Consider the following 13,197-nt stretch of genomic DNA (forward strand, 5'->3'; position numbering starts at 1 on the left):
CGTTACTGGTTGTTGCCGCCGCCGACCACCTGTGCGACGGCGGCCTCGTTGATCGTCGTCCCGATGTCCTTCTCGAGCTTCATGACATAGGCCGTGCCTTGCTCGTCGGCCAGCGCCCGTTGCAGCTGATCCTTCAGCTTCTTAATGTCCTCGGAGGCGAGATCGACCTTCGGCTCGGTGATATCGGTGACGCGGAAGACGATCCATTGCCGGCCACCGTCGGCTTCGGTCTGGCCGACGCCGTCCTTGGCCGTCCGGAACGCGGCGACGATCGCGCCGGCAGGCACGCTGGGTACAGTCGCGTCGCGCTTGAACGCGCTGGCGGTCTCAACCTTCACGCCGAGCGCGGCCGCCTCATCGGCGAGCTTGCCGCCTTCGTTGAGCTTCTTGACGAGATCGGTGGCCTTGGCGCGCAGCTTGGCCGCGACCTCGTCATCGCGCCATTTGGCGGCGACCTGATCCTTCACCTCGTCGAGGCTGCGGTCGCGCGGCGGGGTGACCCCGAGCACCTCGTACCAGACATAGCCGCCACGGAACGAGATCGGCTCGTTGTCGACGCCGACATCACTGTTGAAGGCCTGCGCAACGACGTCGAGGCCGAGTGGAATATTTGGCACCGGCTGGCCGCTGGGCTGCTTGCCGGACCGGTCGACCGCCTCCACCGTGATGGCGTTGAGGCCCAGCTTCTTGGCAGCCTCGGCCACGCTGGCGCCGCCGCCGCGCTCGTCTTCCATCTTGTCGCGAAGATTGGCCACCTGCGACTTGGCGCGGTCGGCGGCGATCTCCTTCTTGATGTCGGTGGCGAGGCTCTCATAGGCCGGCTGCTGGCCGGGCTGGATCGCACTGACCTTGACCAGCGCCACGTTGAACGCCCCCTTGACCGGCTGGCTGACCTCGCCGGTCGGCAGCGAGAACGCCATGTCAGCAACGGTAGGGTCGAGGATGGCCGTTTTCGTCACCAATCCGAGATCAAGGTCGGCGGGGTTGAGGTTGCGCTCCTTGGCAAGCTCGTCGAAGCTCACCTCACCTGAAGCGATGCGCGCGCGCGCCGCCTGCGCCTCCTCCATGGTCGGGAAGGTCATCTGCTGCACCTGGCGCTTCTCCGGCGTGCCCATTTGCGCCTTGCGCTGGTCGAACAGCTTCCTGGCATCCTCATCCGACACATCGGTCCATTTGCCGATGTCTTCCGGCGTCACCAGAACGAACGAGATCTTGCGATATTCCGGCGCCTTGAACTGGGCCTTGTGCTCATCGAAATAGGAGGCAAGCACCTCCGGCGAGGGTGCCTCGATCGGGCCGGCCTGCGCCGCATCGAGCTTGAGATAGTCGATCGAGCGCTGCTCGTTCTGGAAGCGGCTCAGCGCGTCCAGCATCGCGTTCGACGGCTCGAGGCCAGCCGCGATCGTGCCGGTGATCTGCCGCCGCAGCGAGACCCGGCGCTGGTCCGCCAGATAGCGCTGCTCGGTGAAGCCGAAATTGCGGATGATGGCCTGGAAGCGCTGCGGATCGAAGGCGCCATTGGGGCCTTTGAAGTTCGGATCGCTGAGAATCACGCGCATCGTCTCGGCATCGGACTGGCCGAGCCCGAGACGGCGCGCGTTCTCGTCAAGCGCCGCTTCCGCGATCGTCTGCTGCAGCACGGTGCGGTCGAGCCCGAACATGCGGGCCTGCTCCTGCGTCAGGGGACGGCCGAGCTGTCGCCCGATTTGCTGCAGCCGATCGGTATAGATCTGCCGGAACTCGTTGATCGAGATCTCGGTCCGTCCCACCGTGGCAGCCGTCGATTGTCCGAAGCCGCGGAAGATATCGGCGATGCCCCAGATGCCGAAACTGACGATCAAAACGCCCATGACCACCGCCATGATGGTCTTGCCGAGCCAGTTTGATGAGGCCTTGCGTAATCCTCGAAGCATGGGTCCAGTCTGTCTGCAGGAAAAAGGATGAAGGGGCCGCGCCTTAGAGCAGAATCCGCGTAAGGGCGTCACCGAGTTGAAACGGCTTATAAAGACGCCGCCGCCGGGTCGCAACCTCGGGCCTGAGGCGGATTGAAGCGGTGGGAAGGCCGGTCGCGGTCTGGTACTGCTCGAACGGCTCTGCTAGCCGATCCCTGTCACCAACGCTTGCTGGAATCCTGCCATGACCGACCACATCCGGCCGCTGATCGCCGGCAACTGGAAAATGAACGGCCTGAAGGCCTCCACCGCCGAGTTCGAGGCGATGCTGGCGGGCGCCGACGAAGTCACCGGCAAGGCCGATCTCCTGGTGTGTCCGCCGGCAACCCTGCTGGCAGGCTTTGCCGACAGAGCGCGCGGCACGACGGCAGTGGCCGTCGGCGCGCAGGATTGCCACGCCAAGGCATCGGGGGCCCATACCGGCGACCTTTCCGCCGAGATGCTGGCCGATGCCGGCGCCAGTGCGATCATCGTCGGCCACTCCGAACGTCGCGCCGATCATGGCGAAAGCGATGTTGTGGTGCACCAGAAGACCGAAGCCGTCTGGCGCGCCGGCCTGGTTGCGATCGTCTGCGTCGGCGAGACCCAGCAGCAGCGCGACGCCGGTCAGACCCTGGACATCCTGCGCGGCCAGCTGAACCTCAGCCTGCCGCAAGGCTCCAAGGCGGCCAATCTGACCGTGGCCTATGAGCCGGTTTGGGCGATCGGCACCGGCCTGACCCCGACAGCAAAGGATGTCGAGCAAATCCACGCGTTTATCAGGACGCTGCTGATCGAGCGCTTCAACGGCGAGGGGGCGCGGATGCGCATCCTCTATGGCGGTTCGGTGAAGCCGTCGAATGCGGCCGAGCTGATGGCGGTCGCGAACGTGAATGGCGCCCTGGTCGGCGGCGCCAGCCTCAAGGCTGCGGACTTTCTCGCAATTGCGAAAGGGTGTTGAGGGGCGATCCGCGGAGATTGCGCGAGCGCGCCGACATCACTCCGTTGGCGCGACGCGCTTCCAGTAGATCTTGGTGCCGGTGAGGCCGCCATACGGCTTCAAGGCGTAATCCGGAATGATCCCGGTGAGCTGGAAACCCAGGCCCTCATAGAGCCGTGAGGCGCCGCCATCGACGGCGGTGTCGAGGACGAGTATCGAGCGGCCATGCTGGCGGGCGAGGCTTTCGGCGGCCCGCAGCAGCGCGGCGGCGATGCCGCGCTTGCGGTGACTGACGCGCGTCATCATCTTGGCGATCTCGGCGCGATGGGGCTGGTTGGGCGGCAGCTTCAGCTGCAAAGTCACGGTCGCAACCACATCGTCGCCGTCGAAGGCGCCGAGAACGACACGTTCGCCGCGCGCGGCGGCGGCGAGCGAACTCTGCCAGAACTCGTTTGCGTCGTTCTCGGCCAGCGGATGCATGAAGCTGACCGAGCCGCCATGGGCGACGGTTTCGATCAGCATGCCGCTCAAGGCGGCCCGGATCGCGGGTGTGTCGGAAAGGGCTGCGATTCGAATCGGCGACATTGTCAGCTCCGGGCGAGGGCGACCACATAGACGCACGGCGCGTCGGTCTCGTTGGCGAAGGTGGTGTCGATCGGCGGGCCGAAGCCGAGGCAGTCGCCCGGCCCGAGCACATGGCGCTCAGTGCCTTCCGTGATCGACAGTCGCCCGCTCTGCCCCCAGACGAGTTGGCGGATATGGATGTAGGAGGAGGCCGGCAGCGTCAGGCTTGCCCTCGGGGGCATCTCGACCGTTACGAGTTCAATCGGATGGTCCGGCCGCAGGAAGACCTGTCGCCTCAGATAGCCGGTGTCGGGATCGCGCCAGATCGGCTGGTCGCCGACTCTGGACAGGCGCTCGGCCTGGGCCTCCGCGCGCAACATCAGGCCGGCCAAGGTGAGATCGAAGGCGCTCGCCAGCTTGACGAGGATGACGGCGGTGGGACTGACCTCGGCCCGCTCGATCTTGCTGATCGTCGCCTTGGACACGCCGGAACGCTCCGCAAGGTCGGCCAGCGACCAGCCCCGACTCTCGCGCTCGAGAAGAATGCGGCGGGCGAGCCGGGTGCTGAATTCGTCTATTATTTGATCCATTCATCTCTAATATTGGATATTTCGAGGCGAGGCAACAGCCGGTTGAGGGCTGGCTCGGTGCTTGTGAGAAGCGTGCCCGGGATTATCTCCGGGGGTGGCGTTGCCCGGCATGATCGTGTAACACCGCGCAAATTTCCGAATAGCCCGCGAAGCTCTCGCGATCCCGGCCGGCGGTCGGGGGCCTGCGAGGGCTTGTGACGGAAGGTCACCATGCAGACTGTCTTGATCGTCATTCATCTCATGATCGTTGCCGTCCTGATCGGCGCGGTGCTGTTGCAGAAGTCCGAAGGCGGTGGCCTCGGCATGGGCGGCGGTGCCGGTTTCATGTCGAGCCGGGGCACGGCGAACCTGCTCACCCGGACCACCGCGGTGCTGGCCGTCGGCTTCTTCGTCACCAGCCTGCTTCTGACCTGGCTGGCAGGCTACGATCGCAAGCCGACCTCGATCCTCGGCAACATGCCCGGGCAGACCCAGTCAGGCGGGGCGACCCCGGTGGCGCCGACCGGCGGCGGCGTTCTTGACCAGCTCAAGAAGGCCGACGAGCAGCAGACCCCGGCGGCACCATCGGCGCCGCAGGCCCCGCAATCGCAATAATGCGGGGAAGCCATGCAGCAGGCGGTTGGCCTTTCTGCATGATGAGACGGTCTCAACTCGCTGAGACCATTCATATTTTGACGTAACCCACAGGCCCGCGACCACGTTGCGGGCTGCAGGTGATTCGTTTTGGCGAATCGAGCGCGCGGCATTAAAGGTAGGGTCCCATGGCGCGGTACATCTTCATCACCGGCGGCGTGGTTTCCTCGCTCGGAAAGGGTCTGGCTTCAGCCGCGTTAGGCGCGCTGCTGCAGGCCCGCGGCTACAAGGTCCGGCTTCGCAAGCTCGACCCCTATCTCAACCTCGATCCAGGCACGATGTCGCCGTATCAGCACGGCGAAGTGTTCGTGACGGATGACGGCGCCGAGACCGATCTCGATCTCGGCCATTACGAACGCTTCACCGGCCGGCCGGCGACCAAGGCCGACAACATCACCACCGGCCGGATCTACCAGGACATCCTGACCAAGGAGCGCCGCGGCGATTATCTCGGCGCGACCATCCAGGTCGTCCCGCACGTCACCAACGCGATCAAGGATTTCGTGCTGTCGGGCAATGACGAGTACGATTTCGTGCTGGTCGAGATCGGCGGCACCGTCGGCGACATCGAGGGGCTGCCGTTCTTCGAGGCGATCCGCCAGCTCAAGAACGAGCTGCCGCGCGACCACGCGATCTATATCCATCTCACCTTGCTGCCCTACATCCCGAGCGCCGGCGAGTTGAAGACCAAGCCGACGCAGCATTCGGTGAAGGAGCTGCGCTCGATCGGCATCCAGCCGGACATCCTGCTGTGCCGCACCGACCGCGAGATCCCGAAGGAAGAGCGCCGCAAGCTCGGCCTGTTCTGCAACGTGCGCGAAAGCGCCGTGATCGAGGCGCGCGATGTCGACAACATCTATGCGGTGCCGGAAGCCTATCACGCTGCTGGTCTCGACGACGAGGTGCTGGCCGCGTTCGGCATCGAGCCGCGGATGCCGCCGGCGCTGGCGAGCTGGCACACGATCAACGAGCGTGTCCGCAATCCGGAAGGCGACGTGACGATCGCGATCGTCGGCAAGTACACCGGCATGAAGGACGCCTACAAATCGCTGATCGAGGCGCTGTCGCATGGCGGGATCGCCAACAAGGTCCGCGTCAAGCTCGACTGGATCGAGAGCGAGGTGTTCGAGAACGAGGACCCGGCGCCGTTCCTGGAGCACGTCAACGGCATTTTGGTGCCCGGCGGCTTCGGCCAGCGCGGCGCCGAGGGCAAGATCCGCGCGGCGCAGTTCGCCAGGGAGCGCGACGTGCCATATTTCGGCATCTGCTTCGGCATGCAGATGGCGGTCATCGAGGCCGCGCGCAATCTGGTCGGGATCACCGAGGCCAACTCGACCGAGTTCGGTCCGACGAAGGAGCCGCTGGTCGGCCTGATGACCGAATGGCTGCGCGGCAACGAGCTGGAGCGGCGCTCGCAGAGCGGCGATCTCGGCGGCACGATGCGACTCGGCGCCTATCCTGCGATGCTCAAGCGCGGCAGCCGCGTGTCCGAGGTCTATGGTGGGGCGACCGAGATCTCAGAGCGCCATCGCCACCGCTACGAGGTCAACACCGCCTACAAGGATCGGCTCGAACAGCACGGGCTCAAGTTCTCCGGGCTGTCGCCGGACGGCGTGCTGCCGGAGATCGTGGAATATGAGGACCATCCCTGGTTCATCGGCGTCCAGTTCCACCCTGAGCTGAAGTCGCGACCGTTCGAGCCGCATCCGCTGTTCGCGTCCTTCATTCAGGCGGCGGTGGTGCAGTCGCGGCTGGTGTGAGCCGGCTCACGGCACTGCATGCTGCGAGCGCCGCAGCCTAAGCGGACGTGGCCCAGTCTGCGACGGCGCGGTGCTGCTTCGCGACGGGGGAGACGCCCGCATCGGCCGCCGGCGCCGCGTCGCGCGTCAACAGCCTGTATTGCGGCCGCCGTGTGAGCCGGTAGACCGCGGCCGGCGGCACGTTGAGGAGCGCGCGATCGACCAGCGTAGCGCGCAAGCCGAGCCGGTCGAGAATCGGCCGCGGCACCGGGCAGCGCATCCCATAGGTGAATTGATAGAAGGTGCCGCCGGGACGCAGATAGCTGAACGCACCACTGAGGATCGAGATGATCTTGCGCGGCGACATATTGAGCAGCGGCAGTCCGCTGATCACGGCGCCGACGGGGGCGCCCTGATAGAGCTGCTCCGAGCCCAAACGCGCCGCATCCATCCACAGCACGCGCGCGCCGGGAAAGCGCAGCTGCAGCAGCCGCATGAAATCGGAGCCGTACTCGACCAGGGTGAGATCCTGCTGACGCACGCCGCGCTTCAGTAATTGGTAGGTGAAGGCGCCCGTGCCCGGACCAAGCTCCAGGATCGGACCGGTGTCGGCGGTGATGTCCCGCGTGATCAGTTCGGCGAGCGCCGTGCCTGAGGGCGCGATGGCGCCCACGCGGCGCGGTGCCGCCATCCACGCCGTGAAGAACGAGAGGAAGTCGTGTGACATTGGCATCCCCAGCAAGGTGTCATCGCGCTTCGTCTCGATTGCGAAGCGTGCTCTCTTCTTTGCAGGGGTTGCGTTGCGCCAACATTGCGCGTGCGCGCGTCATTGCACGAACGGGGCCGTCGGTAAGGTCAGTCGGAAGCAGGCGCCGCCCTTCGGCCCGTCGAGCACCGCGACGTGGCCGCCGTGCAGCCTCGCGATCTCGCGCACCATGTTCAGGCCGAGGCCGGCGCCGCGATCGAGCGACGTCAGGCGGTAGAACGGATCGAAGATCCGTGCGCGTTCGTTCGGCGGAATGCCGTCGCCTTCGTCGCTGACGTCGATCGTTGTGGTGGAGCCGACATGAATGGTGATGGTGCCGCGCCGGCCGCCATGCTGGATGGCGTTTTGCACCAGATTGGTCAGCGCGCGCTCAAGCGCGGCACGGTCGCCGAGCGTTTCGGTGCGCTGGGACGCGGTATCGAGCGATAGCTCGTAGCCGGCGCTGATCGCGAGCGGCGCAAGGTCCGCAGCGACGCTGCGCGCCAACGCGACGAGATCGACCCGGACGAACGGATTGCGGCCCTGGTCGAAGCGCTGAATGTCGAGCAGCTGCTCGGCCAGCGTCGCAAGCCGCGCCGAATCTTCGAGCAGCCGGATCTTGTCAGGGCCTGCGGGCAGCGATTCCAGCCGCGTGTTGAGGATCGCGATCGGCGTGCGCAACTCGTGCGCAGCATCGGCAACGAAGCGCTGGTGACGGGAATAGCCGTCGTCGAGCCGCTTCAGCGCATCGTTCACCGCTGCAACCAGCGGAGCGAGTTCAAGCGGCAGGTGGTCCGCGGACAGCCGGCTGCCATGCTGGCGGAAATCGATCCGGCGCGCTTCTTCTGCCGTCGTGTCGATGCGGGCGAAGGCGCGCCGGATCACCATGGGCGTTGCCACGAAGGTCGCGGCAGCCATCAGTGCCAGGCCTGGAAAAGTGACGATGAGAAAGGTCAGGGAGGCCGCGAACAGCGCCTTGGCGCCGGACAGGCGCCCCTGCGTGGCGGTGATGATCTGGACGTTACCGGCATCGGTGTTGACGCGCTTCATGCGCGCTGGCGGCTTGCGCGGATCGTCCTCGAACATCTGCCAGCCGAGCCGCGCCTGGCTGATATGGTCGAGCGCGCCGCCGATCGTCGTGAACTCGTTCGGCACCTTGCCTTCAGCGAGCGTGTCGCCCTGCCGGTCCCGCACGAAGAGCCAGAGGTCGGGCGTTTCCTCGCGCAGTTGCTTCAGCTCCGCGGTCGGGCGCAGCGCCAGTTTGCCGTTGCCGTCGCGCCCGAGCGCCGCCTGCACGACGTCGATCACGCGGTCTTCGTCGCGTTCGGCCACGGGCAGGCCGCTGGCCCACAGCCCGACCAGCACAAGCGCGATGGTGGCGATCAGGAGCGCAGCCTGCAGCATCACCAGCCGCCAGGTCAGTTTCGAGCGCAGGCAATAGTGATCGGTTGTCTCGCTCATGGCGTCTGCTTCAAGAGGTAGCCGACGCCGCGGATGCTGTGGATCTCGACGCCGCCATCGGCCTCGGCCAGCTTGCGCCGCAGCCGCGAGACATGCGCATCCAGCGCGTTCGACTGGATCTCGTCGTCGAAATTGTAGACTGCTTCCTCCAGCGTTGCGCGCAGCACGGTGCGGCCCATGCGCCGCAGCAGCGTCTCCAGCACCAGCAGCTCGCGCCGCGGCAGGTCGAGCGGGCGGCCGTCGACGCTGGCCTCGCGATGGCCGCAATCGAACGCGACGCGGCCGGCTTTGATGATGTCGAGCTGCAGGCCGGCGGGCCGGCGCAGCACGGCGCGCAGCCGCGCCATCAGCTCCGCAATCGCGAACGGCTTTGCCAGATAGTCGTCGGCGCCGCGGTCGAGGCCTGCGATGCGGTCGGCAAGGTCGCCCCGCGCCGTCAGCACGATGATCGGGACGCCGTCGGCCTTGGCGCGCAGCTTCGGGATCAGCGCCAGACCGTCGCCGTCGGGAAGCTGGCGGTCGAGCAGGACCGCGCCGTGGACATCGGCGCAGATCGCCTCCTCGGCCTCCGCAAGGCTCGGCACATGGTCGACAACCATGTCGTAGCCCCGCAGCGCCTGAGACAGCGCCGCCGCCATTTCGGCCTCGTCTTCCACCAGCAAGATCCGCATGGTCTCGATATCCAGGTTGTGGAACGGCCGGTTCGCGGTCCGTCGATCTCGAAATCCTTGCCTCATGCGCTGCGAAATCGCTTGAGGGACGTCCGATCGAAGCGAAACGCGAATCATGGGTTCGGCTCGCACCCCAGGACCTTCCGAAGGCGGCGAACGGGGGATGCCGAACGGTGGACGAGCTTCTGAACGTATTCTGGTGCAATTAGCATTGCCGGAACATTGCGGAAATGGTCCCGGCCGCCGCCGACAGGGGTGCCATGTCGCCGCCTCCTCAAGACATCCCGCAACCCGCTCGCTATAACTCCCGCACGACAATTCCGGCAGGAGGACCGCCAATGATCTATGAGAGCCGCATCTATCGCTGCATTCCAGGCCGGCTGCCGGCGCTGCTCAAGCGGTTCGAGACGATCACGCTCAAGATGTTCGAGAAGCACGGCATCCGGCCGGCGGGGTTCTTCACGACGTTGATCGGCGAATCCAACCAGGAGCTGACCTATTATCTGGCCTGGGAATCGCTCGCCGAGCGCGAGACCAAGTGGACCGCGTTCCAGACCGATCCCGAATGGATCGAGGCCCGCGCGAAGACCGAGGCCGACGGCCAGATCGTCGCCAACATCGTCAGCCAGATCCTGGTGCCGACGGCGTTCTCGACCGTGAAGTGAGCCGGTCGGCCGGCTCTGCGGCGGCGCGGCGTCCGCGATCGGATGGACGCGCCGGGCAGGGGCTGGGCGCAACCCTGCCATTCGCGGCTGTGAATGCGGCTTGATCCGGCTGATCATGCTGGGCATGGTCCGGCGCAACCCGAGGGGATCGTGACCATGACCACAGCCACCACTGCCGCCGCCATCGTGACCGCAGGCTCGGTGCGCTTCGGCAACGACCTGCCGCTCGCGGTCATCGCCGGCCCGTGCCAACTGGAGAGCCGCGGCCACGCGCTCGAGGTCGCCGCGGCGCTGAAGGAGATCGCGACGCGGCTGAACATCGGCCTCGTCTACAAGACCTCGTTCGACAAGGCCAACCGCACCTCTGGCTCCGCCGCGCGTGGACTCGGGCTGGCGCAGTCGCTGCCGATCTTCGCCGAGATTCGTTCCTCGCTCGGCCTTCCCGTGCTGACCGACATCCATGACGCGAGCCAGTGTGCCGAGGTGGCGCAGGCGGTCGACATCCTGCAGATCCCGGCTTTCATGTGCCGGCAGACCGATCTGCTGCTCGCGGCGGCCGCGACCGGCAAGGTCGTCAACGTCAAGAAGGGCCAGTTCCTGGCGCCCTGGGACATGGCCAACGTCGTCGCCAAGATCACCGGCGCGGGCAATCCCAACGTGCTGGCGACCGAGCGCGGCGTCTCGTTCGGCTACAACACGCTGATTTCGGACATGCGCTCGCTGCCGATCATGGCGCGCACGACCGGCGCACCGGTCATCTTCGATGCCACGCATTCGGTGCAGCAGCCGGGCGGGCAGGGGACGTCCTCGGGCGGCCAGCGCGAATTCGTGCCGGTGCTGGCGCGGGCGGCCGTGGCGGTCGGCGTCGCCGGCGTGTTCATCGAGACCCATCCCGATCCCGATCATGCGCCCTCCGACGGGCCGAACATGGTGCCGCTCGCCGAGTTCGAGGGTCTGTTGCGCACGCTGATGGCGTTCGACCAGTTGGCAAAGGGGCAGGCGGCGGACGCCGCGCGCTGATGCACCAGCCCGCGGCGCGACCGTCCGAGCAGCGCTTTCCTCCCGCCGTCAACATCATCGCGCTGGCGGGCTTCTCGGCGGCGCTGTCGACGCGTGCGCTCGATCCGGTGCTGCCGCATGTCGCCGAGGACTTTTCGATCAGCATCGCGACAGCCGCCGGCATCGCCGCCGGCTACGCGCTGATCTACGCCCTGATCCAGCCGGCGATCGGCGCGGCCGCCGATCTGTTCGGCAAGGCGCGGCTGATGACCTTGTGCCTGGCCCTGCTCGGTGTCGCCAGCATCCTCGGCGCGCTCGCGACCTCGTTCCCGCTGCTGTTCGCCACCCGGATCCTGGCCGGCATCGCCTCCGGCGGCGTGTTTCCGGTCGCGCTCGGCCTGACCAGCGATCTCGTCGCGCCCGACAAGCGCCAGGTCGCGATCGGCCGCACGCTCGCGGGCTCGATGGCCGGCAACCTGCTCGGCGCCACCGCATCCGGCATCATCGGCGACTTCATCGGCTGGCGCGGCGTGCTCGCCATTCTCGGCGCGCTCGGCCTGATCGCCTCCTTCGCGGTGGCTGCCGGCTTTCGCGGCGCCAGCGTCACGCATACGTCGACCACCGATCTCGCCGCGCTCCGCAAGGGCTACCGCACCATCTTCTCCAACCCGAATACGCGGTTCTGCTACTCGGCCGTGTTCGTCGAGGGCTGCTGCGTGTTCGGGCTGTTTCCGTTCATCGCCGCGCTGCTGTTCGATCTCGGCGAGACCTCGCTCTCGATCGCCGGCATCGTCATCGCGGGCTTTGCCGTCGGCGGACTGTTCTACACGGCGACGGTGTCGAACTTCCTGCCGCGGCTCGGCGTCAAGGGCATGATGATCGTGGGCGCGAGCCTCGTCGCCCTGCAACTCGCCGCGCTCGCCTTCGGTCCGGGCTGGAAGCTGCAATTCGCCTGCATGCTGATGATGGGCTGGGGCTTCTACATGATCCATGGCTGCCTGCAGGTGTTTGCCAGCGAGCTGTCGATCGAGGCGCGCGCCACCGCGATGTCGCTGCACTCGTTCTTCTTCTTCATGGGCCAGACGGTCGGCCCGATCGCCTATGGCTTCGGCTTGGCCCATGGCGGCAAGCAGCCGACCTTGTTCATCGCCGCCGCCCTGATGGTCGCCCTCGGCTTCGCCTGCGCCGCACTGCTGCGACAGCGGCCGCCGGCGGATGCGGCGTAGCAAGTCCGATCGAGCCCGGATCTGAGCCGCAAATTTGGTCGTCGTCCGCGGTGCTGAATCTGCGCGGCTGAAACATGTCCCGGGCCCACTTTCGTTGCTGGCGGACGCGATGCCGCCGTCTCGCGGCGCATGCGCATCCGAAGTCTGTTCTGACGTCATTGCGAGCGAAGCAATCCAGAATCGTGTGCGCGACTCTGGATTGCTTCGTCGCCTTCGGCTCCTCGCAATGACGGCTGTGAGACATGAGCTCACCATCTCGCGGCGCGTCTGCGTCCGAGCTTTGCCCTTGGACATGCCCTCTTCGAAAAGAGGGCACGGGGAATGCCGGGAGCTGGCCGCCCCCATGGCCCGCCTGCGGAAAAAAATGCAGGCGGCAGGAACCACAGGTTCAGCCGAGACATCCCGGCATTCCCCGCGCGATGGTTGGAACGGCTGCTTCGCGTTCTCCCCGGTGCTCCGGGCGTTTTGGCCACCGTCGGTCGCAGGACTCGTCCAGCCCTTCGACCTTGATACCAGCGTCGGGGTATCAGGACCACGCGACTTGACCGTGCGCATCGTGCTGTTCGTCCGCGCGAATAACCACGCTGCAGCACCGACACGCCCACCGCATCCCGCCTTCAACGTCCGTGACGACCGCGAAGCGCCCCTCCGATCGAGACGGGACGGCGACAGTCAATCATTGATTCTGATAAAGCGAAAGAAGAATATTTTTAGCGGAAGATCTGGACAGGGGTGATCAGCTTGAAGGCGCGACAAAAATTGGCTTTCGGGAACAGCGGTTCGATGGTTGCGTAGAATGAGATATTCAACCGAAACATGTCCTTCGAGCGACTCAGAGACCATGGGTTAGCTGCCGAAGAAAACAATTCCGCGGTGGGTAGAGGGCTGAGACTCAACAATTGGCCTCGCGGATCAACGGCTTTATCGCCGAAATCTACAGCAAGGAGCGGCTGCACTCGGCGCTCGGATATCGATCTCCCCTTGAGTTTGAGAGATCGCCTTTGCGCAAACAACACACGATGAACTTCACCAA

The 13,197-nt window shown here is 66.0% G+C and carries 12 protein-coding genes; 6 read left to right on the forward strand and 6 right to left on the reverse strand.

What is annotated here, in order from left to right; all coding sequences use genetic code 11:
* Positions 1-2: 2 nt before the first annotated feature.
* On the reverse strand, positions 3-1,913 hold the full coding sequence (locus tag ACVIJ6_RS28365) for a peptidyl-prolyl cis-trans isomerase (RefSeq protein ID WP_456775409.1): 1,911 nt from the start codon (positions 1,911-1,913) through the stop codon (positions 3-5).
* Between the two features lie 223 nt (positions 1,914-2,136).
* Here ACVIJ6_RS28365 and tpiA point away from each other — a divergent pair, with 223 nt between their 5' ends.
* Positions 2,137-2,892, forward strand: coding sequence for a triose-phosphate isomerase (tpiA, locus tag ACVIJ6_RS28370; RefSeq protein WP_456775410.1), 756 nt, complete (start codon positions 2,137-2,139; stop codon positions 2,890-2,892).
* 36 nt (positions 2,893-2,928) lie between these two features.
* On the opposite strand, the gene ACVIJ6_RS28375 is transcribed toward tpiA, so the two are convergent.
* Together ACVIJ6_RS28375 and ACVIJ6_RS28380 are read right to left on the reverse strand one after the other, a co-directional pair.
* On the reverse strand, positions 2,929-3,456 hold the full coding sequence (locus ACVIJ6_RS28375) for an N-acetyltransferase family protein (RefSeq protein ID WP_456775411.1): 528 nt from the start codon (positions 3,454-3,456) through the stop codon (positions 2,929-2,931).
* A 2-nt stretch (positions 3,457-3,458) separates the two neighbouring features.
* On the reverse strand, positions 3,459-4,025 hold the full coding sequence (locus ACVIJ6_RS28380) for a helix-turn-helix domain-containing protein (RefSeq protein WP_456775412.1): 567 nt from the start codon (positions 4,023-4,025) through the stop codon (positions 3,459-3,461).
* 210 nt (positions 4,026-4,235) lie between these two features.
* On the opposite strand from ACVIJ6_RS28380, the gene secG reads away from it, so the two are divergent.
* Together secG and ACVIJ6_RS28390 are read left to right on the forward strand one after the other, a co-directional pair.
* Complete coding sequence (gene secG, locus ACVIJ6_RS28385; RefSeq protein ID WP_456775413.1) at positions 4,236-4,619, forward strand: preprotein translocase subunit SecG; 384 nt, start codon at positions 4,236-4,238, stop codon at positions 4,617-4,619.
* A 167-nt stretch (positions 4,620-4,786) separates the two neighbouring features.
* Positions 4,787-6,418 (forward strand): CTP synthase, encoded by a 1,632-nt coding sequence (locus tag ACVIJ6_RS28390; protein WP_456775414.1) that lies wholly within the window; start codon positions 4,787-4,789, stop codon positions 6,416-6,418.
* Positions 6,419-6,455: 37 nt separating this feature from the next.
* Here ACVIJ6_RS28390 and ACVIJ6_RS28395 read toward each other — a convergent pair whose 3' ends face one another.
* The 3 genes from ACVIJ6_RS28395 to ACVIJ6_RS28405 all read right to left on the reverse strand — a co-directional run bounded on the left by ACVIJ6_RS28395 (position 6,456) and on the right by ACVIJ6_RS28405 (position 9,274).
* Positions 6,456-7,124, reverse strand: a complete 669-nt coding sequence (locus ACVIJ6_RS28395; protein ID WP_456775415.1) for a class I SAM-dependent methyltransferase — start codon at positions 7,122-7,124, stop codon at positions 6,456-6,458.
* Between the two features lie 99 nt (positions 7,125-7,223).
* A complete protein-coding gene (locus ACVIJ6_RS28400) occupies positions 7,224-8,603 on the reverse strand; it encodes a sensor histidine kinase (protein ID WP_456775416.1) in 1,380 nt (459 codons plus the stop codon).
* Positions 8,600-9,274: a response regulator gene (locus tag ACVIJ6_RS28405; protein WP_456775417.1), complete on the reverse strand. Its 675-nt coding sequence runs from the start codon at positions 9,272-9,274 to the stop codon at positions 8,600-8,602. Before ACVIJ6_RS28405 ends, ACVIJ6_RS28400 begins: the two co-directional genes overlap by 4 nt.
* 338 nt (positions 9,275-9,612) lie before the next feature.
* Between ACVIJ6_RS28405 and ACVIJ6_RS28410 the strand changes: the two genes are divergently transcribed.
* The 3 genes from ACVIJ6_RS28410 to ACVIJ6_RS28420 all read left to right on the forward strand — a co-directional run bounded on the left by ACVIJ6_RS28410 (position 9,613) and on the right by ACVIJ6_RS28420 (position 12,164).
* Positions 9,613-9,939 carry an NIPSNAP family protein gene (locus tag ACVIJ6_RS28410; RefSeq protein WP_456775418.1) on the forward strand — a complete coding sequence of 109 codons (327 nt, stop codon included), beginning with the start codon at positions 9,613-9,615 and terminating at the stop codon, positions 9,937-9,939.
* Between the two features lie 156 nt (positions 9,940-10,095).
* Positions 10,096-10,959 carry a 3-deoxy-8-phosphooctulonate synthase gene (kdsA, locus tag ACVIJ6_RS28415; protein ID WP_456775419.1) on the forward strand — a complete coding sequence of 288 codons (864 nt, stop codon included), beginning with the start codon at positions 10,096-10,098 and terminating at the stop codon, positions 10,957-10,959.
* Positions 10,959-12,164 (forward strand): MFS transporter, encoded by a 1,206-nt coding sequence (locus ACVIJ6_RS28420; protein WP_456775420.1) that lies wholly within the window; start codon positions 10,959-10,961, stop codon positions 12,162-12,164. The genes kdsA and ACVIJ6_RS28420 overlap by 1 nt, the downstream gene beginning before the upstream one ends.
* The last annotated feature ends 1,033 nt before the right edge of the window (positions 12,165-13,197 follow it).

The sequence above is a fragment of the Bradyrhizobium sp. USDA 4369 genome (assembly GCF_054056435.1).

Bases quoted from the DNA above. Each gene is read 5' to 3' on its own strand.
- secG (WP_456775413.1), top strand. From the start codon at position 4,236: ATGCAGACTGTCTTGATCGTCATTCATCTCATGATCGTTGCCGTCCTG.
- kdsA (WP_456775419.1), top strand. From the start codon at position 10,096: ATGACCACAGCCACCACTGCCGCCGCCATCGTGACCGCAGGCTCGGTG.
- ACVIJ6_RS28420 (WP_456775420.1), top strand. From the start codon at position 10,959: ATGCACCAGCCCGCGGCGCGACCGTCCGAGCAGCGCTTTCCTCCCGCC.
- ACVIJ6_RS28395 (WP_456775415.1), bottom strand. From the start codon at position 7,124: ATGTCACACGACTTCCTCTCGTTCTTCACGGCGTGGATGGCGGCACCG.
- ACVIJ6_RS28410 (WP_456775418.1), top strand. From the start codon at position 9,613: ATGATCTATGAGAGCCGCATCTATCGCTGCATTCCAGGCCGGCTGCCG.
- ACVIJ6_RS28365 (WP_456775409.1), bottom strand. From the start codon at position 1,913: ATGCTTCGAGGATTACGCAAGGCCTCATCAAACTGGCTCGGCAAGACC.
- ACVIJ6_RS28375 (WP_456775411.1), bottom strand. From the start codon at position 3,456: ATGTCGCCGATTCGAATCGCAGCCCTTTCCGACACACCCGCGATCCGG.
- tpiA (WP_456775410.1), top strand. From the start codon at position 2,137: ATGACCGACCACATCCGGCCGCTGATCGCCGGCAACTGGAAAATGAAC.
- ACVIJ6_RS28390 (WP_456775414.1), top strand. From the start codon at position 4,787: ATGGCGCGGTACATCTTCATCACCGGCGGCGTGGTTTCCTCGCTCGGA.
- ACVIJ6_RS28405 (WP_456775417.1), bottom strand. From the start codon at position 9,274: ATGCGGATCTTGCTGGTGGAAGACGAGGCCGAAATGGCGGCGGCGCTG.
- ACVIJ6_RS28400 (WP_456775416.1), bottom strand. From the start codon at position 8,603: ATGAGCGAGACAACCGATCACTATTGCCTGCGCTCGAAACTGACCTGG.
- ACVIJ6_RS28380 (WP_456775412.1), bottom strand. From the start codon at position 4,025: ATGGATCAAATAATAGACGAATTCAGCACCCGGCTCGCCCGCCGCATT.